Source organism: Streptomyces sp. NPDC060035, from assembly GCF_042736635.1.
Taxonomy (GTDB): domain Bacteria; phylum Actinomycetota; class Actinomycetes; order Streptomycetales; family Streptomycetaceae; genus Streptomyces.
In genome coordinates this window covers 396,160-413,090 of the sequence record NZ_JBHWVO010000002.1, presented here as the reverse complement: position 1 = coordinate 413,090, position 16,931 = coordinate 396,160, and the positions used below count along the sequence as shown (strand labels likewise).

The following is a 16,931-nucleotide window of genomic DNA, read 5'->3' as shown; positions in this document are numbered from 1 at the left end:
GTTCCTAGCCAGTGCGCATAAGTGAGTCCTGGACCCACTGGTGCGTTCCGGGCGCATCCCGAGCGGTGTTGGATGCGCTGGGTTCCCGCTTTCGCGTCCCGTTCGGCGGCACGCCTCCAGGGGCGGGGTCCGTTGTGGGTGGGCGGGTTCCCTCACGCCCTCGTGCACCCGGTCCGGGCTGGGCGGTCCGATGCCCGACACGATCACTCCGGTCGTGTGGGGGCGGTGTCGTCCGACGCCGGATGAGGTGTCCGAGGGCGCGTCGCCCGATCGCGATACCGGCGGCATCCTGACGGGACATTCTGCGGTGCGGGGTGGTCAGCGGTTTCTGCCGATGCTGCCCACCCCACATCGATGTGTAGGCAGGGTCGACTGCGACAATCGCCAGGCCCTGTTCGGCGGCCATGGAGACGGGCCGGGCTTTGAGCCTGCCGGTCGGCATTCCGGAGATCAGCTGAGGTACTTCTTGATCTCGCGCCGGGCGAGCGACCGCTGGTGCACCTCGTCCGGCCCGTCCGCCAGTCGCAGGGTTCGTGCCGAGGCCCACAGTTCGGCCAGCGGGAAGTCCTGGCTGACCCCGCCGGCGCCGTACAGCTGCACCGCCTGATCGAGGATGTCGACGACCGCGCGCGGCGTGGCGATCTTGATCGACTGGATCTCGGTGTGCGCCCCGCGGTTGCCCACGGTGTCCATCAGCCAGGCCGTCTTCAGGACCAGCAGCCGCAGCTGCTCCACTGTCACCCGGGCGTCCGCGATCCAGTTCTGCACGACGCCCTGCTGGGCGAGGGGCTTGCCGAAGGCGGTGCGGGACACGGCCCGCTTGCACATCAGCTCGATCGCACGCTCGGCCATCCCGATCAGCCGCATGCAGTGGTGGATACGGCCCGGTCCCAGCCGCGCCTGGGCGATGGCGAAGCCGCCGCCCTCCTCGCCGATCAGATTCGAGGCGGGAACCCGCACATCGGTGAACACGACCTCGGCGTGGCCGCCGTGGGAGTGGTCCTCGTAGCCGTACACCTGCATAGCACGCCGCACCTCCAGGCCGGGGGTGTCGCGCGGGACGAGAATCATGGACTGCTGGCGGCGGATGTCCTCGCCGTCCGGGTCGGTCTTGCCCATGACGATGAAGACCGCGCAGTCAGGGTTCATCGCCCCGGAGATGTACCACTTGCGCCCGTTGATGACGTAGTCGTCGCCCTCCCGCGTGATCCGGGTCTCGATGTTCGTCGCGTCCGACGAGGCCACCTCGGGCTCCGTCATCGCGAACGCCGAGCGGATCTCACCGGCCAGCAGCGGCTCCAGCCACTGCTTCTTCTGCTCGTCCGTGGCGAACTGGAAGAGCACCTCCATGTTCCCGGTGTCCGGGGCCGCGCAGTTCAGCGCGGTCGGAGCGAGATGCGGGCTGCGGCCGGTGATCTCGGCGAGCGGGGCGTACTGGAGGTTCGTCAGACCGGCGCCGTACTCGGCGTCGGGAAGGAAGAGGTTCCACAGGCCCTGCCTGCGCGCCTCCGCCTTGAGGTCCTCCACGACCTGCGGGGTGTCCCACGGCGAGGCGAGCTGCGCGCGCTGCTCCTCCGCGGTCTCCTCGGCCGGGTACACATGCTCGTCCATGAAGGCCAGCAGCTTGGTGCGCAGCTCTTCGGTACGGGCGTCGAATGCGAAGTCCATGGGGTGATCAGCCTTCCTTGAGGGTGGTGAGGCCGTGCGCGATGAAGACGGGGACGAGGTCGCCGATGCGGTCGAAGCCGGAGCCGACGGTCTGGCCCAGGGTGTACCGGTAGTGGATGCCCTCGAGGATCACGGCGAGCTTGAACCACGCGAAGGCCGTGTACCAGGAGATGCCGGAGGTGTCCCGGCCGGAGCGGGCGGCATAGCGCTCGATCAGCTCCGCGGGAGCGGGATGACCGGCCGCGCCGCTGGTGGTGGACACCGGGGAGGCGGGCAGGTCGAGGTCGGAGCTGTACATCACCAGCAGGCCGAGGTCGGTCAGCGGGTCGCCGAGCGTGGACATCTCCCAGTCCAGGACGGCCTTGATCCGGTCGTCCGTCCCGATCAGTACGTTGTCCAGGCGGTAGTCGCCGTGCACGACGGTGGGCGCCGGGGAGGCGGGCATCGCCCGGCCGAGCGCGGCGTGCAGCTCGTCGATCCCGGCCAGCTCGCGGTTGCGGGAGGCGTCCAGTTGCTTGCCCCAGCGCCGCAGCTGGCGGTCCAGGAAGCCCTCCGGACGCCCGAAGTCGCCGAGGCCGACGGCCACGGGGTCCACGGCGTGCAGATCGACCAGGGTGTCGACGAGTCCGAGGACGGCGGCCCGGGTGCGCTCGGCGCCCAGAGGGGCGAGCTGCTCGGCGGTGCGGTACGGGGTTCCCTCGACGTATTCCATGACGTAGAACGACGAGCCGATGACCGATTCGTCCTCGCAGAGCAGCACCGGCTCGGGCACCGGTACGGCGGTCGGATGCAGTGCGCTGATCACCCGGTGCTCGCGCTTCATGTCGTGCGCGGTGGCCAGCACGTGGCCCAGCGGCGGTCTGCGGACGACCCACCGCCCGGTGCCGTCGGTGACGATGTAGGTCAGGTTGGAGCGTCCGCCCTCGATCAGCCGGGCTTCGAGCGGTCCGTTCACCAGCCCAGGCCGCTCGCGGTCGAGGAACCCGCGCAGCAGGTCGAGGTCGAGACCTGGCGGATGGACTGGGCTCATGGTGCGCACCTCCGGGACGGTTGAACGATCGGGACCATGATGCCGACCAGTCGGTATGTCGTCCAGTGAACTCCCGGAATCAAGTGGACGATCTTGGCTCCCGGTCTGGCGTTCAGTCGTATGCCTGAATAGAGTTCATGTATGGATACAGCAATGTTGATCGACGACGTCCGGCTGACCCCGATCCTCATCGCCGATCCGCCGCTGCTGAACACCCAGGGCGTCCACCAGCCGTACACGCCGCGGCTCATCGTGGAGGTCGTCACACGTGGCGGCGTGACCGGCATCGGGGAGACCTACGGCGACGGCACCTACCTCGAACTGGCCGAGCCGCTCGCCCGTGCCCTCCCCGGCCGCTCGGTCAGCGATCTGAACGGCCTCTTCGCCCTGGCCGACGAGGTGTGCGGCGACTCACGCGCCGCCGACGGGCGGGTCGACGCAGGAGGGCTGCGCGGTGTGCAGACCGCCGACAAGCTGCGGCTCTCCGTCGTCTCCGGCTTCGAGGTCGCCTGCCTGGACGCGCTCGGCAAGACCCTCGGCCTGCCCGTGCACGCGCTGCTCGGCGGAAAGGTCCGCGACAGCGTCGAGTACAGCGCGTACCTCTTCTACCGCTGGGCGGCCCACCCCGCCGGCGGCGAGCAGGACGACTGGGGCGCCGCGCTCGACCCCGCCGGAGTCGTCGCCCAGGCACAGCGCTTCTCCCGCGAGCACGGGTTCACCTCCTTCAAGCTCAAGGGCGGTGTCTTCGAGCCCGACCAGGAGATCGCCGCCGTCCGCGCGCTCGCCGAGGCCTTCCCGGGGCAGCCGCTGCGGCTGGACCCCAACGGGGCCTGGTCCGTGGAGACCTCGCTGTACGTCGCCGATCAGCTCAAGGGCGTACTCGAATATCTGGAGGACCCGGCGAGCGGTACGGCGGCGATGGCGGAGGTCTCCGCCGGGACGGACCTCCCGCTCGCCACGAACATGTGTGTCACCACCCTCGCGGAAGTCCCCGAGGCCTTCGCCCGCGACGCGGTCCAGGTGATCCTCTCCGACCACCACTACTGGGGCGGACTGCACCGCACCCGTGAACTGGCCGGGATCTGCCGCACCTTCGGCGTCGGGCTCTCCATGCACTCCAACACCCACCTCGGCATCAGCCTCGCCGCCATGACCCACGTCGCCGCCACCGTGCCCAACCTCGACTACGCCTGCGACAGCCACTACCCCTGGCAGACCGAGGACGTCATCACCACCCGCCACACCTTCGAGGGCGGACACCTCGCCGTCTCCGACGCCCCCGGACTCGGTGTCGAACTGGACCGCGACCGGCTGGCCGCGCTCCACCGGCGCTGGCTCGACGACGACGGCACGATGCGCGCACGCGACGACGCGGCGGCGATGCGAAAGGCCGACCCGGAGTGGGTGACCCCGCCGATCCCGCGCTGGTAGGGCCCGCCCAGGCCCGATCGAAGGCCCTGGGCGGGCACCCCCTAGTCCTCCCACCCCTGCGCCGCCACGAACGCGTCCCCGTACCGGGCCGACCAGCGGCCCAGAGCCTCGATCGGTTCGAGCAGCGTCCGGCCGAGCGCCGTCAGCGCGTACTCCACACGCGGCGGCGCCTCGGCGTACGCGCAACGCTCCACCAGTCCGTAGCCCTCGAGCCTGCGCAGCGTCTCGGTCAGCACCTTGGCGCTGATGCCACCGATCTCCGCCCGCAGCTCACCGGGCCGGCGCGGGCCCGCACCGAGCGCGTACAGGACCACGGGATTCCAGGTGTTCCCCAGCAGGTCGAAGCCGAGCCTGGCCCGGCAGTCCGCGAGCAGCCGGTCCATGGGTTCCCCTCCCCTGCCCGTCGGGCACCGAACGGTGCGCAACGGATCTCCTAGCGTTCCGACAGGACGACGCTACGCGAACAGCGGCCACGGGAGACGGACATGCGGATCGGCATCATCGGTACGGGGAACATGGCGGAAGCCCTTGGCACCCGGTGGGGGAGAGCCGGGCACGACGTCCTCTTCGGCGGCCGGTCACCCGACCGCGCCCGGGCGCTCGCCGGCCGTACCGGCCAGAGCGCGGGCACCGTCACCGAGGCGGCGGCCTTCGGCGACGCGATCCTGCTCGCCCTGCCGTACGACGCCGTGGCCGGCGTCCTCGCCGGCCTCGGCGCCGCGGACGGTGCCCTGCGGGGCCGGCTGGTGATCGACTGCACCAACGCCGTCGGACCCGGCTTCCGGCTCACCACCGACGGGGGCCCGGGCGCCGCCCGTACGATCGCCGACTCCACCGGGGCGCGGGTCGTCAAGGCGTTCAACCACCTCCCGGACTCCGTATGGCGGCTCACCCCGCCCGCCTTCGCCGACGGGCCGGTCGGCGTCCCGCTGTGCGGGGACGACGAGCCGGCCCTGGAGGCCGTACGGATCCTGGTGCGGGCCCTGGGGTGCGTACCCCTGACCGTGGGCGGGCTCGACCGGGCCGGGTATCTCGAGACGACCACCGCCTTCCTCATCGGACTCTGGCACTCCGGTCTCGACCCGCGCACCCTGCTACCGCCCTTCCACGCCGTGACAGCCTGAGTTGCGGGGACCCTGACCTGCGCCGATCGTCGGAGGATGAAGGCGATCAGCTACAGCAGCTACGGTTCGGCCGATGTCCTGGAGTACGGCGAGCGGCCCGACCCCAAGGTCGGCCCCGACTCGGTCCTCGTGAAGGTGCGGGCCGCGGGCGTGAACCCCGTCGACTGGAAGGCCCGCGAGGGATACCTCCAGGCGGGGCTCGAAACCGTCTTCCCGGTCATCCCCGGCTGGGACGTCTCCGGGGTCGTCGTGCAACCCGGCGCCGCCGTCGACGAATTCGAGGTGGGCGACGAGGTCATCGGCTACGTGCGCGAGGACTTCCTCTCGCGCGGGACGTTCGCCGAATACGTCGCCGCGCCCGTGCGGACCCTCGCCCGCAAGCCCCTGAGTCTGAGCTTCGAGGAAGCCGCGGGTCTTCCGCTGTGCGGACTCACCGCCCACCAGGTGCTCCACCGCACCCTGAAGGTCCGGTCCGGCGAGACCGTCCTCGTCCACGCCGCCGCCGGAGGCGTCGGCTCGTTCGCCGTCCAGCTCGCCCGGCACGCGGGCTGCCGGGTCATCGGCACGGCAGGCCCCCACAACCACGCGTACGTGCGAGAGCTCGGCGCCGAACCCGTGGAGTACGGCGAAGGGCTCGCCGACCGGCTGCGAGCCCTGGCCCCGGACGGCATCGACGCCGCGTTCGACACCGTCGGCGGGGAAGCCCTGCAGGTCTCCGCCGAGACGCTCGCCCCCGACGGCAGGCTCGCTTCCATCGCGGACGCCGAGGTCTTCTCCTACGGCGGCCGCTACGCCTTCGTACGCCCCGACGCCCAGGACCTCGCACATCTCGCGGAGCTTGCCGAGCAGGGCGTCATCGCCGTCCACGTCGACCGGGTCTTCCCTCTGGAGCAGGCCGCGGATGCCTACCGGCTCAACGAGGAAGGGCGCACTCGCGGCAAGATCGTCGTCACCGTGGACTGGGAGAACTGACACGGCACGGAGACCTCGGAACGGCACGGAGACCTCGGAACGGCACAGAGTCCTCGGACCGGCACAGAGTCCTCGGACCGGCACGCGGGCTCGGACCGGCACGGCGGCTTCAGAACAGCGTGGCGGCTTCAGAACAGCGTGGCGGCGGCGAACACCGCGAGCGCGACCGTGCACGCCGCCGCCGTCAGCGCATTGCGCGGCGACAGCGGCAGCGGCGCGGTGGATCCCAGGCCCGTCACCCGGCGGTGCGCCACCCGCAGAAACCCCAGCCAGGCCAGCAGACTCAGGGCCACGGCGATCACCCCGGGCCCGGTCGCCCCGCTGTGCAGCGCCTGTCTGACCGCGAGCAGGGCCACCACCGTGCAGGACAACGTCGTACGCCGCCAGGCCAGCCTCGTCCGTTCCGGCTGCAGGCCGGGATCGCGCCCGGCCGTGGTCACCGGCCCTCCCAGCCGAACAGGACCACCACCACCATCGCCAGGGCGACCACGGCGACGACCATGCTCAGCAGCGCCGGGAAGCGGGACACGGGCAGATCCTCGTCGCGCCGCATCGCCCGCTCGCACCGCACCCAGTGATTGACCGCGCGCAGGGCACACAGGACACCGGCCACGAGCAGCCCGAGGGCCATGCCGGCCCGGAGACCCCAGGACAGACCGGGCAGGAACTGGTCGACGGCGAAACCACCGCCGATCAGCGCAAGAGCCGTCCGGATCCACGCAAGGAAGGTGCGCTCGTTGGCGAGCGAGAAGCGATAGTCCGGAGTATCGCCCTCCGCACGGATCTGCTGCGGCGCGAACCACAGCCGCAGGCCCCGCACGACGTCGCTGCGGCGGCTCATGCGGTGGCCCCCGTCCCCCGGGCCCGGAACTCCTGCAGGCGGCGGTACGTCTCCAGCCCGTCCGGCACCCATATCCAGTCGCCGAACCGCTGCTCCAGCTCCGCATCGGTGAGGAACGTGTGCCAGGCGACCTCCTCCACCTGCGGATCCACCGGCAGCTCGCACCGCACCTGGTACACGTAGGACCACCAGCTGTGCTCGGCGCTCGTGTAGAGGAACGTGAACAGCGGTTCGGGGCGGGGCAGATCCGGCACCCCCAGCTCCTCCCCGGCCTCCCGGAGCGCCGCCTCGTCGTAGGACTCGCCCGCGCCCACGACCCCGCCGACGAACATGTCGTAGTGCGAGGGGAAGAGCAGCTTCGTGGCGGTCCTGCGGTGCACGAAGAGCCGCCCCCCGGCGTCTCTGGCCTCGATGAAGACACAGCGGTGGCGCAGGCCGCGCGCGGTCGCCTCGCCGCGCGGCGCCTGCCCGACGACCTCGTCGTTCTCATCGACGATGTCCAGGATTTCGTCAGCCGGAGTCATGCCGCTCATCCAACATCAATCTGTCGGCGGCAGTGGACCCGTGCCGGCCCTTCCCCTCCGGCATCGCCGGATGGAGCCCGAGCAGCACGATCCCGGCCACGATCGCCGCGAGGCCGGCCGCCTGCCAGGCCAGGGCACCCGTGTCGGTGCGCACCCGGTCGCCGAGGAATCCGATCCCGCAGACGATCCCGGCCAGCGGCTGCGCGGCCGTCAGAGCGGGCAGCGACATCCGCAGCGGCCCCGCCTCGAACGCGCTCTGGACCAGGATGAGGCCGGTCACCCCGATCACGACGACCGCGTACGGATGCCAGCCCGTCATCAGCGTCGCCCAGCCGCCCTCGTCCAGCCGCTCCCCGCAGAGCCTGGTCAGGGCGTCCTGCAATCCGTACAGCAGTCCGGCCGCCAGCCCGAGCAGTACGGGCGTTCCGGGGGTCCGCGGGTGCCTGGCCGAGGCGGTCAGGACCACCGCGAGCCCGGCGACCGTGCCGATCACCAGCCACTGCCGCAGCGGATCCGCGGTAGCCTCCCCGCCTTCCGGCTGGCCGGCCAGCAGGAAGGCGGTGACGCCGCCCGCCAGCAGACAGAGCCCGCCCCAGCCCTGCCGTCCGAGTGACTGCCCGGTGCGGTGGCGCGACAGTGCCATCGCGAAGACCAGATTGGTCGCCAGCAGCGGCTCGACGAGCGACACCTCGCCCTGCCCGAGTGCCAGGGCCCCGAGGACCATGCCGCAGACCATCAGGCCGATCCCGGCGAGCCAGCTCGGCACCCGCATCAGGTCGAGCAGCAGCCGGGGCGACAGGAAGTCGCTCAAGGGCGCACGTCGGGCGGCGTCCTGCTGGAGGACGAACCCGAAGCCCAGACAGCACGCGGCGCCCACGGAGAGCAGGAGAACCAGCACCGACACGGATCCGACGATAGCCCCGCGGACCCGCGCGAGCGGTGAGGGCGGCGCCGACCGGGCGGTTGACGTGGAAGCGGCCGGTACCGAAGATCTGACGCACAAGTAACTTCGTGCACCGCACGGCATCGCCCCGAAGGATGGAACCATGGCGTACGACGCTGATGTGATCGTGATCGGGGCCGGACTCGCGGGTCTGGTGGCCACCGCCGAGCTCGTCGACGCGGGCCGGAGCGTGATCCTGCTGGACCAGGAGCCCGAACAGTCCATAGGCGGCCAGGCGCACTGGTCCTTCGGCGGCCTCTTCCTCGTCGACTCGCCCGAGCAGCGCCGGATGCGGATCAAGGACAGCCACGAGCTGGCCCTCCAGGACTGGTACGGCACGGCGGGCTTCGACCGCAAGGAGGACCACTGGCCGCGGAAGTGGGCCGAGGCCTACGTCGACTTCGCGGCCGGTGAGAAGCGGTCCTGGCTGCACGCCCAGGGGCTGCGGCTCTTCCCCGTCGTCGGCTGGGCCGAACGGGGCGGTTACGACGCGAACGGCCACGGCAACTCCGTCCCCCGCTTCCACATCACCTGGGGCACCGGCCCCGGTGTCGTCGCCCCCTTCGAACGGCGGGTGCGTGAAGGCGTTGCGAAGGGCCTCGTCCAGCTGCGGTTCCGCCACCGGGTCACCGGCCTGGGCCGCTCGGCCGGGGCGATCGACACGGTCACCGGCGAGCTTCTCGACGCGAGCGGCGCCGAACGGGGCACCGCGAGCAGCCGAGAGGTCACCGGCGCCTTCGAGCTGAAGGCGCAGGCCGTGATCGTCACCTCCGGAGGCATCGGCGGCAACCACGACCTGGTGCGCGCCCAGTGGCCGGAGCGGCTCGGCACCCCGCCCGAGAAACTGCTCTCCGGCGTCCCCGCCCATGTCGACGGGCTGATGCTCGGCATCACCGAGGAGGCGGGAGCCCATCACATCAACCGCGACCGGATGTGGCACTACACCGAGGGCATCGAGAACTGGAATCCGATCTGGGCCAAGCACGGCATCCGGATCCTGCCCGGCCCGTCCTCCCTCTGGCTGGACGCCCGCGGGAAGCGGCTGCCGGTCCCGCTCTTTCCCGGCTTCGACACGCTGGGCACCCTCGAACACATCATGAAGTCCGGGTACGGATACACCTGGTTCGTCCTCGACCAGAAGATCATCGGGAAGGAGTTCGCGCTCTCCGGCTCGGAGCAGAACCCCGATCTGACCGGAAAGTCGGTCCGCGACGTGATCGGCAGGGCGCGCGCCGACGTACCCGCACCGGTCAAGGCGTTCATGGACAAGGGCGTGGACTTCGTCGTGGAGAAGGACCTCGGCGCACTGGTCCGCGGGATGAACGCACTGACCGACGAACCGCTGATCGACGAGGACGACCTGCGCCGCGAGATCACCGCCCGGGACCGGGAGATCGCCAACCCCTTCACCAAGGACCTCCAGATCACCGCGATCAACGGCGCCCGCACCTACCTGGGCGACAAGCTGATCCGTACGGCCAAACCGCACCGCATCCTCGACCCCGCGGCGGGGCCGCTGATCGCCGTCCGGCTCAATATCCTCACCCGCAAGTCCCTGGGCGGCCTGGAGACGGACCTGTCCTCCCGCATCCTGACGGCGGACGGCACCCCGCTGCCCGGCGTGTACGCGGCGGGAGAGGCGGCGGGCTTCGGCGGAGGCGGCGTCCACGGCTACCGCTCACTGGAGGGCACGTTCCTCGGCGGGTGCATCTTCTCGGGCCGTGCGGCAGGCCGGGCGGCCGCGGAGGCGACCGGCTGAGGGGACCGGCCCGCACGGCGCTCCGTGACGGGACGGCGGGTGCTTCACGACCCTGTCCCGATTCTGTGCCGGGCGGCGACCGGCCGAAAACCGACGGTCGGCTTGCGGCGAGTGGGCGGCTGCGGGCGCTCGAACTGGCCGGCGGCAAGGAACGCCGGTCGCTCGCGAGGAACGACTTCAGCGCGTTCAGCGACCCGCACGTCCTGGACGGAGTGCTGCACGCGGCCGACAGCGCCCGCAGCCTGTGGGCGGTGGATCCGGAACGGGCAAGCAGATCCGGCACAACGAGGATCTGCTGGACACGGCCACGCAGGCATGGCAGTTCGCCAAGGTGAACAACAACCTGTACGGCGCGACCGAGTTCGACAAGGACGGGGGCGTGCACTCCTTCGACGCGACGACCGGGAAGCTGCGCTGGACCTGTAACGACAGGACCGGTGACATCCAGCAGTGTCACGTGGTGGCGGCGGGCACGCGGCCGGCCGTGATGCACGGGAAGAAGCTCTACGCGCTGCCCGCCGTGTGTTCCCACCTGCCCGGTCCGGAGGCCCGCCGAGTGAAGGGGCCCGGGCCGGGCTCCGTCACTCCCACCGCTCCACCACCCGGAACCTCTCGACGACGATTTTCGTGTCGTCGTCCACGGTGAACGACGGGTTCCCCAGCGCCTCCCGCATCTCCTCGCTGTGCCAGAACGCCTCGTGCCCCGCCCGCCACTGCGCGAGGGACGTGTACCCCTCGCCCTCGTCGAGTGCGTGCTGAAGACCGACCGAGCCCAGTGCCACCACCCGCACCTCCGTCAGCTCCACCGCAGCGACCTCCCGTCCCCGGGAGTCGATCAGAGCGGACCGCTCGCCCACCGGCGGAAGGTCCTCCCTCTCCGCCTCGTACTCCGCGAGCAGCCCCGACGTGGACACCTTCTCGCCGGTGAGCACGGCCGCCACCAGCCGGTCGCGCAGCGGTCCGGGGAAGGCGAGGAGGAAGGGTTTGAGCGGTTCGCGGTTCTCCATGACGGCAGTGTGGCACGCGTCACCCCGGCCGCTCCGGCCTCCCGGTAACCCTGCGGCGAGCTGCGCGAATGGTTCAGACCACGGCCCTCGACCGTCAACTGCGTGACTGGCGCACGCAGTTACGGAAGGGCCGCCCTTGACGTGGAGCATTACCTACCGCTTTGCTGTGCGCGATCGTTTGCTCGCACACCGCGTCCGCCCAACTCGCACACCGCGTCGAAAAGGAAGCCTGCGGATGTCCCCGCCTCCGCCGCCCCTGGGCCGCTCCCGCCGAAAGGGCAGCCGCTCGGACCACGCTTTCGACGCAGCTCTCGGCGACAGCGAACTGATCGACGTACGAGGTCAGTTCACCCAGGGCAGATGGGCCAGAGCCCGCTCCCTGCTCGTCAGCACGGGCACCGACTGGGACCGCCGCGGCCACCGGGTCCTCGCGCTCGCCGCCACCCCGTCCGCGGCCGACTGGGCGCGCGACTGGCTGCTCGCCGAACCGGACAGCCCCGACGCCACCACCCTGCTCGCCTGCGCCACGGTCGCCCGGGCCCTGCGGCCCAAGGCCGGTGCAGGCGAAGGCGAGGCGCGCGAAGCCTGCCTGGGCGCCGCCCGGCTCGACCCCGCCGACCCGACCCCCTGGCTGGGCCTGATGATGCTGGACCGCGCGTACGGCACCCGGGAGGAGGCCGCCAGACAGTTCGAGGCGGTCCGGTCCCGCCACCCCGAACACCACCAGGCGCACCACCTGATGACGGTTCTGCTGGCCGAGACCCATCCCGAGGGTGGCGACCCGCTCCACGAGGTCTACGACTTCGCCGCATGGGCGGCCGAACAGGCCCCGGCCGACTCGCCGCTCGCCGTACTCCCCGTCGTCGCGCACGCCGAGCGCTACCGCGTCCTGGTCACGACAGGCAGCGCGTCCGACGATCCGGCGGGCTCGGGCCACTGGGCCGGACGCCGGGCCAGACAGGTGATGAAGGCCGCCTTCGACTGGTGGCTGGAATGGGAGCGCGAGGACCACCCCCGCCACCACATCGACCTCAACTTCCTGGCCCACGCCAAGATCTGCGAGGGCCGCCCCGCCGAGGCCGCCGCACTCTTCCACCGCATCGGCCCCCACGCGACCGCGGCTCCCTGGTCGTACTCCGGCCGTGATCCCTACCCCGAATTTCTCGCCGCGCGCAGCTACGCGCTCGGTACCCCGTGATGCACGTTGCTCTCAACGAAGGGACCACCCCCGCCATGTCGACGGGCAGATCAGATACGACCGGGACCGGTACGGCCGGCGACACCGGCGGGATCAACACCTACAAGGGGGAGGACCGCGCCCTTCGCGCCGACCGGCTCGGCACCCCCGGGCTGCTGCTCTCGGTCCTCGCCGCCAGCGCCCCTCTGATGGTCGTCGCCGGGGTGATGCCGACGGTCTTCGGCGTGATGGGCATCGTCGGGCAGCCGCTGCTCTACGTCGTCCTCGGCATCGTCCTCATGCTGTTCAGCGTCGGTTACGCGGAGATGAGCCGGCACGTCCACAACGCCGGTGCCTTCTACGCCTACATCGCCCGCGGTCTCGGCCCGACAGCCGGTGCCGGCGCCTCGCTCGTCGCGCTGGTCGCGTACAGCGCCATGCAGGTCGGCATCTACGGGATCCTCGGCTTCGAGGTCGCCGGCCTCTTCGCCACCTATCTCGAGATAGACATGTCCTGGTGGCTTCCCGCCCTCGCCGCCGTGGCCGTCGTCGGTGTCCTCGGCTGGCTGAAGATCGACCTCAATGCCAAGGTGCTCGGTGTCCTGCTCGTCATCGAGTGCGCCCTCGTCGTGATCTTCGACATCGCCGCCGTCAGCAAGCCCGGCCCCGAAGGCCTGTCCCTGCACGCGTTCAACCCCGACACCCTCACCGGCGCGGGGCTCGGCACCGCACTCTGCTTCTGCATCGCCGCGTTCGTCGGCTTCGAACAGGCCCCTGTGTACGCGGAGGAAACCAGCCGCCCGCAGGTCGTCGTCTCCCGGGTCATGTTCATGGCCGTCGGCTATGCCGCACTCTTCCTCGCCGTGAGCTCCTGGGCGCTGACCGTCGCCGCGGGCCCCGGCTTCATCGCGGACACCTCCCTCAAGGAGGGCCCGGGAATGCTCTTCGGCCTCACCGAGGAGAGGCTCGGCGCCACCTTCACCGACGTGCTGCACGTCCTGTTCGTCACGGGCATGTTCGCCGCGTTGCTCAGCTTCCACAACGTGGTCGCCCGCTACGCCTTCGCCATGGGCCGTGAGGGCCTGCTCCCCGCGGGCTTCGGCCGGACCAGCAAGGCCAGCGGCGCGCCCGCCACCGGATCGATGCTCCAGTCGGCGATCTCTGTCGTGATCGTGCTGGCCTTCGCCTTCACGGACGACTACCCGGTCGGCGACCCCACGGCGCCCGTCCTGCACCTGTTCACGTGGATGGGCAACGTCGGCGCGCTCGGAGTGATCCTGCTGATGGCGGCGGCCTCCTTCGCCGTCATCGCCTTCTTCGTACGCCGCGGCGCGGGTCGCGCCCAGGCCCCCCGGCTCGTGGCCTCCGGCCTCGCCGGTATCGCACTGCTGGCCATCGCGGTTTTCACCGTCCGGGACTTCGACGTACTGGTCGGCTCGGGCCCCGGCTCCGTACTCAACTGGCTGCTGCCCGGGGTCATCGGCGTCGCCCTCGCCGGCGGCCTGGTGTACGGGGCGGTGCTGCGCTCCACGAAGCCCGAGGTGCACGCCAGGATCGGCCTCGGCAACGAGGCGTTCCAGCTGGAGAAGGCCGCGGAGAGCACGCCGGCCCCTCGGTAAGGTGCCTGCCCGAAGATGACGGGCACCCGCGGCCCCCGGTGACGGACGGCCGCGGGTGTTCAATGGGCGGGTGAACAGTCGCCCTCCCGACAGTGAAGGCCCCCCTGACGGCGGCCGTGCCGAAGGCACACCCGTCGGCCGCCGCCTGGTCCTGGCCATGCTCGGCCTGGGTGCCGCCGGGGTGGTCGCGGGCCCCGTGCTCCAGCGGGGGCTGGAGACAGGGCTCGGAGCGGTCGCCGACAAGGACCCCACCGGGCTGACCGGGCTCCTGCCCAACGGCGGCGGTTTCCGCTACTACTCCGTCACCACCTCCGTACCGGAGAAGACCGCCGCGGACTACCGCCTCACCGTGGACGGCCTGGTCGACCGCCCGGCCACCTACACGCTGGACTCCCTGAAGGCGCTCCCGCAGACCCGCCTGGTGCGCGATGTCCAGTGCGTCACCGGCTGGCGTGTCCCCGAGACCCCGTTCGAGGGGGTCAGGCTCTCGGCGCTGCTGGACGCCGCAGGCGTACGCCCCGGCGCGAAGGCGGTCCGCTTCACCTGCTTCGACGGCGCGTACAGCGAGAGCCTCACCCTGGAACAGGCCCGCCGCGCCGACGTCCTGGTCGCGCTGCGCATGCAGGACAAGCCGCTGGCCCACTCGCACGGCGGCCCGGTCCGGCTCTACGTGGCCCCGATGTACTTCTACAAATCGGCGAAATGGCTCTCCGGGATCACCGTCACCGACGCCGTGCGCCCCGGCTACTGGGAGGAGCTCGGCTATGACGTCGACGCCTGGGTCGGCCGGTCCAACGGCCGCGACGACGCCCCCACCGTCTGAACACCCCACGAGGATCCGCCGCTTCACCCGCACCCAGCGCTGGGTGCACCGCACCACGGCCTGGCTCATGCTGCTCTGCGTGGCCACGGCGGCCTGTCTGTACGTCCCCCAGCTCGCCGAACTGGTCGGCCGCCGCCACCTCGTGGTCACCGTCCACGAATGGTCCGGGCTGCTCACTCCCGTACCGCTGCTGGCGGGACTGGTCTCCCGGGCGCTGCGCGCCGATCTCTCCCGGCTCAACCGGTTCGGGCCGCACGACCGGCAGTGGCTGAAGGCCGTGCTGCGCCGCGATCACCGACCGGACTCCCGGCCCGCCGGGAAGTTCAACGCGGGCCAGAAGCTCTACGCCGCATGGATCGCCGGCGCCGTGCTCGTGATGCTCGGCACGGGGCTGCTGATGTGGTTCACGGACCTCGCCCCGCTGGTGTGGCGCACGGGCGCGACCTTCGTGCACGACTGGCTGGCGCTCGCGGTCGGCATCGTCCTCGCCGGACACATGGCAAGGGCGCTCGCCGACCCGGAGGCACGCCGTGGCATGCGCACCGGGTCGGTCGAGCGCCCTTGGGCCCGCTCCGAGCACCCGCTGTGGCGGGATCCGCAGGAGTAGTTACAGGACCAGCGACAGCAGCAGGATGAAGCCCAGCGAGACGACGGAGATGATGGTCTCCATCACCGACCAGGTCTTGATCGTCTGGCCGACGTCCATGCCGAAGTACTCCTTCACCAGCCAGAACCCCGCATCGTTGACGTGGCTGAAGAAGAGCGAACCTGCGCCGACGGCGAGGACGAGCAGTGCCGCCTCCGGAGTGGACATGCCGGCCGCCAGCGGAGCGACCAGACCGGCCGCCGAGATGGTGGCCACGGTCGCCGAACCCGTCGCGAGCCGGATCGCTACGGCGATCAGCCAGCCGAGCAGCAGGGCGGGTATCGACCAGTTCTCGGAGAACTCGAGGATCATCTGGCCCACACCGGCGTCGATGAGGGTCGTCTTGAAGCCGCCGCCCGCGCCGACGATCATCAGCACGCCCGCGATCGGGGCGAGCGACTTCTCGACGGTCGTGGAGAGCCGCGCCTTGGTGAATCCGGCGGCCCGGCCCAGCGTGAACATACCGACGATCACCGCCGCGAGCAGGGCGATCAGCGGCGAACCGATCACGTCGGTGACCCGCTGGACGTGGTTCTCCGGGTTGTCCACCACGATCTCGACGAGGGCCTTGGCCAGCATCAGGACGACGGGCAGCAGCACGGTGGCCAGGGTGGCGCCGAAGCCGGGGCGGCGGTCCAGGTCCTCGGAGGGGCGCTGCGGGATCATCTTCTCCGGCGCCTGGATGTCCACCCAGCGCGCGGCGTACCGGGAGAAGACCGGACCCGCGATGATCACGGTCGGGATGGCGACGAGCACACCCAGCGCCAGCGTGACGCCCAGATTGGCGTCGAGCGCGTCGATGGCGACCAGCGGGCCGGGGTGCGGCGGAATGAGTCCGTGCATCACCGAGAGCCCGGCGAGGGCGGGGATACCGATCCGCATCAGGGAGTAGTTGCCGCGCTTGGCGACCAGCAGCACCACCGGGATCAGCAGCACGATGCCGACCTCGAAGAACAGCGGCAGACCGATGATCGAGGCGATCAGCACCATCGCCCAGGGCATCGCGCGCCCGCTCGCCTTCGCGAGAATGGTGTCGACGATCTGGTCGGCGCCGCCCGAGTCGGCGAGCAGCTTGCCCAGGATCGCTCCGAGCGCGATCAGCACACCGACACTGGCGACCGTGGAGCCGAGGCCCGTGGAGAAGCTGGTGATCGTCTTGTCCAGCGGGGCACCGGCGAAGACGCCGAGCGCCAGCGAGCCGATGGTCAGCGCCAGGAAGGCGTGCACCTTGAACTTCGTGATGAGTACGACGATGAGCGCGATGCCCGCCAGGACGGCGAGGCCCAACTGGGCGTTGCCGGCCGAAGTGATCGGTTCGACGGCATCCGCTGCCAGCATCTCGACGCTGAGACTGGTCACAGTGAATC

Annotated in this window: 17 protein-coding genes and 1 pseudogene; 8 read left to right on the top strand and 10 right to left on the bottom strand. The window is 70.9% G+C overall.

The window, feature by feature from the left end:
* Nucleotides 1–4: 4 nt before the first annotated feature.
* The 3 genes and pseudogenes from ACFWBQ_RS04495 to ACFWBQ_RS04485 form a co-directional block, all read right to left on the bottom strand.
* Nucleotides 5–475 (bottom strand): annotated as a pseudogene (locus ACFWBQ_RS04495) (IS200/IS605 family accessory protein TnpB-related protein); the annotation flags it as partial.
* Nucleotides 451–1,668, bottom strand: a complete 1,218-nt coding sequence (locus ACFWBQ_RS04490; protein WP_385483765.1) for an acyl-CoA dehydrogenase family protein — start codon at nt 1,666–1,668, stop codon at nt 451–453. The pseudogene ACFWBQ_RS04495 and the gene ACFWBQ_RS04490, both read right to left, overlap by 25 nt.
* 7 nt (nt 1,669–1,675) lie before the next feature.
* On the bottom strand, nt 1,676–2,698 hold the full coding sequence (locus tag ACFWBQ_RS04485; RefSeq protein WP_385483763.1) for a phosphotransferase family protein: 1,023 nt from the start codon (nt 2,696–2,698) through the stop codon (nt 1,676–1,678).
* Between the two features lie 141 nt (nt 2,699–2,839).
* Between ACFWBQ_RS04485 and ACFWBQ_RS04480 the strand changes: the two genes are divergently transcribed.
* Nucleotides 2,840–4,129 (top strand): glucarate dehydratase family protein, encoded by a 1,290-nt coding sequence (locus ACFWBQ_RS04480; protein ID WP_385483761.1) that lies wholly within the window; start codon nt 2,840–2,842, stop codon nt 4,127–4,129.
* A gap of 41 nt (nt 4,130–4,170) precedes the next feature.
* On the opposite strand, the gene ACFWBQ_RS04475 is transcribed toward ACFWBQ_RS04480, so the two are convergent.
* Nucleotides 4,171–4,512 carry a winged helix-turn-helix transcriptional regulator gene (locus tag ACFWBQ_RS04475; protein ID WP_385483759.1) on the bottom strand — a complete coding sequence of 114 codons (342 nt, stop codon included), beginning with the start codon at nt 4,510–4,512 and terminating at the stop codon, nt 4,171–4,173.
* A gap of 102 nt (nt 4,513–4,614) precedes the next feature.
* Between ACFWBQ_RS04475 and ACFWBQ_RS04470 the strand changes: the two genes are divergently transcribed.
* Nucleotides 4,615–5,253: an NADPH-dependent F420 reductase gene (locus ACFWBQ_RS04470; RefSeq protein ID WP_385483757.1), complete on the top strand. Its 639-nt coding sequence runs from the start codon at nt 4,615–4,617 to the stop codon at nt 5,251–5,253.
* Between the two features lie 36 nt (nt 5,254–5,289).
* On the top strand, nt 5,290–6,225 hold the full coding sequence (locus ACFWBQ_RS04465) for an NADP-dependent oxidoreductase (RefSeq protein WP_385483755.1): 936 nt from the start codon (nt 5,290–5,292) through the stop codon (nt 6,223–6,225).
* 128 nt (nt 6,226–6,353) lie between these two features.
* Here the strand turns inward: ACFWBQ_RS04465 and ACFWBQ_RS04460 are convergent, their stop codons facing one another.
* The 4 genes from ACFWBQ_RS04460 to ACFWBQ_RS04445 are packed head-to-tail and all read right to left on the bottom strand — an operon-like array spanning nt 6,354 to nt 8,494.
* The gene (locus ACFWBQ_RS04460; RefSeq protein ID WP_385483753.1) at nt 6,354–6,665 is read right to left on the bottom strand and encodes a DUF202 domain-containing protein; all 312 of its coding nucleotides are present in this window, start codon (nt 6,663–6,665) and stop codon (nt 6,354–6,356) included.
* Nucleotides 6,662–7,066 (bottom strand): YidH family protein, encoded by a 405-nt coding sequence (locus ACFWBQ_RS04455; protein ID WP_385483751.1) that lies wholly within the window; start codon nt 7,064–7,066, stop codon nt 6,662–6,664. Before ACFWBQ_RS04455 ends, ACFWBQ_RS04460 begins: the two co-directional genes overlap by 4 nt.
* Nucleotides 7,063–7,590: an NUDIX hydrolase gene (locus tag ACFWBQ_RS04450; RefSeq protein ID WP_385483749.1), complete on the bottom strand. Its 528-nt coding sequence runs from the start codon at nt 7,588–7,590 to the stop codon at nt 7,063–7,065. Before ACFWBQ_RS04450 ends, ACFWBQ_RS04455 begins: the two co-directional genes overlap by 4 nt.
* Nucleotides 7,577–8,494, bottom strand: a complete 918-nt coding sequence (locus ACFWBQ_RS04445) for a DMT family transporter (protein WP_385483747.1) — start codon at nt 8,492–8,494, stop codon at nt 7,577–7,579. The genes ACFWBQ_RS04450 and ACFWBQ_RS04445 overlap by 14 nt, the downstream gene beginning before the upstream one ends.
* Nucleotides 8,495–8,636: 142 nt before the next feature.
* Here ACFWBQ_RS04445 and ACFWBQ_RS04440 point away from each other — a divergent pair, with 142 nt between their 5' ends.
* A complete protein-coding gene (locus tag ACFWBQ_RS04440) occupies nt 8,637–10,292 on the top strand; it encodes an FAD-binding dehydrogenase (protein WP_385483746.1) in 1,656 nt (551 codons plus the stop codon).
* A gap of 581 nt (nt 10,293–10,873) precedes the next feature.
* On the opposite strand, the gene ACFWBQ_RS04435 is transcribed toward ACFWBQ_RS04440, so the two are convergent.
* Nucleotides 10,874–11,299, bottom strand: a complete 426-nt coding sequence (locus ACFWBQ_RS04435; RefSeq protein ID WP_385483744.1) for an ASCH domain-containing protein — start codon at nt 11,297–11,299, stop codon at nt 10,874–10,876.
* 235 nt (nt 11,300–11,534) lie between these two features.
* Here ACFWBQ_RS04435 and ACFWBQ_RS04430 point away from each other — a divergent pair, with 235 nt between their 5' ends.
* The 4 genes from ACFWBQ_RS04430 (at nt 11,535) to ACFWBQ_RS04415 (ending at nt 15,525) form a co-directional block, all read left to right on the top strand.
* Nucleotides 11,535–12,497, top strand: coding sequence for a hypothetical protein (locus ACFWBQ_RS04430; protein ID WP_385483742.1), 963 nt, complete (start codon nt 11,535–11,537; stop codon nt 12,495–12,497).
* Between the two features lie 35 nt (nt 12,498–12,532).
* Complete coding sequence (locus tag ACFWBQ_RS04425) at nt 12,533–14,095, top strand: APC family permease (RefSeq protein WP_385483740.1); 1,563 nt, start codon at nt 12,533–12,535, stop codon at nt 14,093–14,095.
* A 70-nt stretch (nt 14,096–14,165) separates the two neighbouring features.
* Nucleotides 14,166–14,918 carry a molybdopterin-dependent oxidoreductase gene (locus ACFWBQ_RS04420; protein ID WP_385483738.1) on the top strand — a complete coding sequence of 251 codons (753 nt, stop codon included), beginning with the start codon at nt 14,166–14,168 and terminating at the stop codon, nt 14,916–14,918.
* The gene (locus ACFWBQ_RS04415; RefSeq protein WP_385483736.1) at nt 14,860–15,525 is read left to right on the top strand and encodes a cytochrome b/b6 domain-containing protein; all 666 of its coding nucleotides are present in this window, start codon (nt 14,860–14,862) and stop codon (nt 15,523–15,525) included. The genes ACFWBQ_RS04420 and ACFWBQ_RS04415 overlap by 59 nt, the downstream gene beginning before the upstream one ends.
* Here the strand turns inward: ACFWBQ_RS04415 and ACFWBQ_RS04410 are convergent, their stop codons facing one another.
* Complete coding sequence (locus ACFWBQ_RS04410) at nt 15,526–16,923, bottom strand: GntP family permease (RefSeq protein ID WP_385483734.1); 1,398 nt, start codon at nt 16,921–16,923, stop codon at nt 15,526–15,528.
* Between the last annotated feature and the right edge of the window lie 8 nt (nt 16,924–16,931).

Excerpts from the sequence above, each read along its gene's own strand:
- ACFWBQ_RS04490 (WP_385483765.1), bottom strand. The coding sequence starts at position 1,668 with ATGGACTTCGCATTCGACGCCCGTACCGAAGAGCTGCGCACCAAGCTG.
- ACFWBQ_RS04485 (WP_385483763.1), bottom strand. The coding sequence starts at position 2,698 with ATGAGCCCAGTCCATCCGCCAGGTCTCGACCTCGACCTGCTGCGCGGG.
- ACFWBQ_RS04480 (WP_385483761.1), top strand. The coding sequence starts at position 2,840 with ATGGATACAGCAATGTTGATCGACGACGTCCGGCTGACCCCGATCCTC.
- ACFWBQ_RS04475 (WP_385483759.1), bottom strand. The coding sequence starts at position 4,512 with ATGGACCGGCTGCTCGCGGACTGCCGGGCCAGGCTCGGCTTCGACCTG.
- ACFWBQ_RS04470 (WP_385483757.1), top strand. The coding sequence starts at position 4,615 with ATGCGGATCGGCATCATCGGTACGGGGAACATGGCGGAAGCCCTTGGC.
- ACFWBQ_RS04465 (WP_385483755.1), top strand. The coding sequence starts at position 5,290 with ATGAAGGCGATCAGCTACAGCAGCTACGGTTCGGCCGATGTCCTGGAG.
- ACFWBQ_RS04455 (WP_385483751.1), bottom strand. The coding sequence starts at position 7,066 with ATGAGCCGCCGCAGCGACGTCGTGCGGGGCCTGCGGCTGTGGTTCGCG.
- ACFWBQ_RS04450 (WP_385483749.1), bottom strand. The coding sequence starts at position 7,590 with ATGACTCCGGCTGACGAAATCCTGGACATCGTCGATGAGAACGACGAG.
- ACFWBQ_RS04440 (WP_385483746.1), top strand. The coding sequence starts at position 8,637 with ATGGCGTACGACGCTGATGTGATCGTGATCGGGGCCGGACTCGCGGGT.
- ACFWBQ_RS04435 (WP_385483744.1), bottom strand. The coding sequence starts at position 11,299 with ATGGAGAACCGCGAACCGCTCAAACCCTTCCTCCTCGCCTTCCCCGGA.
- ACFWBQ_RS04430 (WP_385483742.1), top strand. The coding sequence starts at position 11,535 with ATGTCCCCGCCTCCGCCGCCCCTGGGCCGCTCCCGCCGAAAGGGCAGC.
- ACFWBQ_RS04425 (WP_385483740.1), top strand. The coding sequence starts at position 12,533 with ATGTCGACGGGCAGATCAGATACGACCGGGACCGGTACGGCCGGCGAC.
- ACFWBQ_RS04415 (WP_385483736.1), top strand. The coding sequence starts at position 14,860 with ATGACGTCGACGCCTGGGTCGGCCGGTCCAACGGCCGCGACGACGCCC.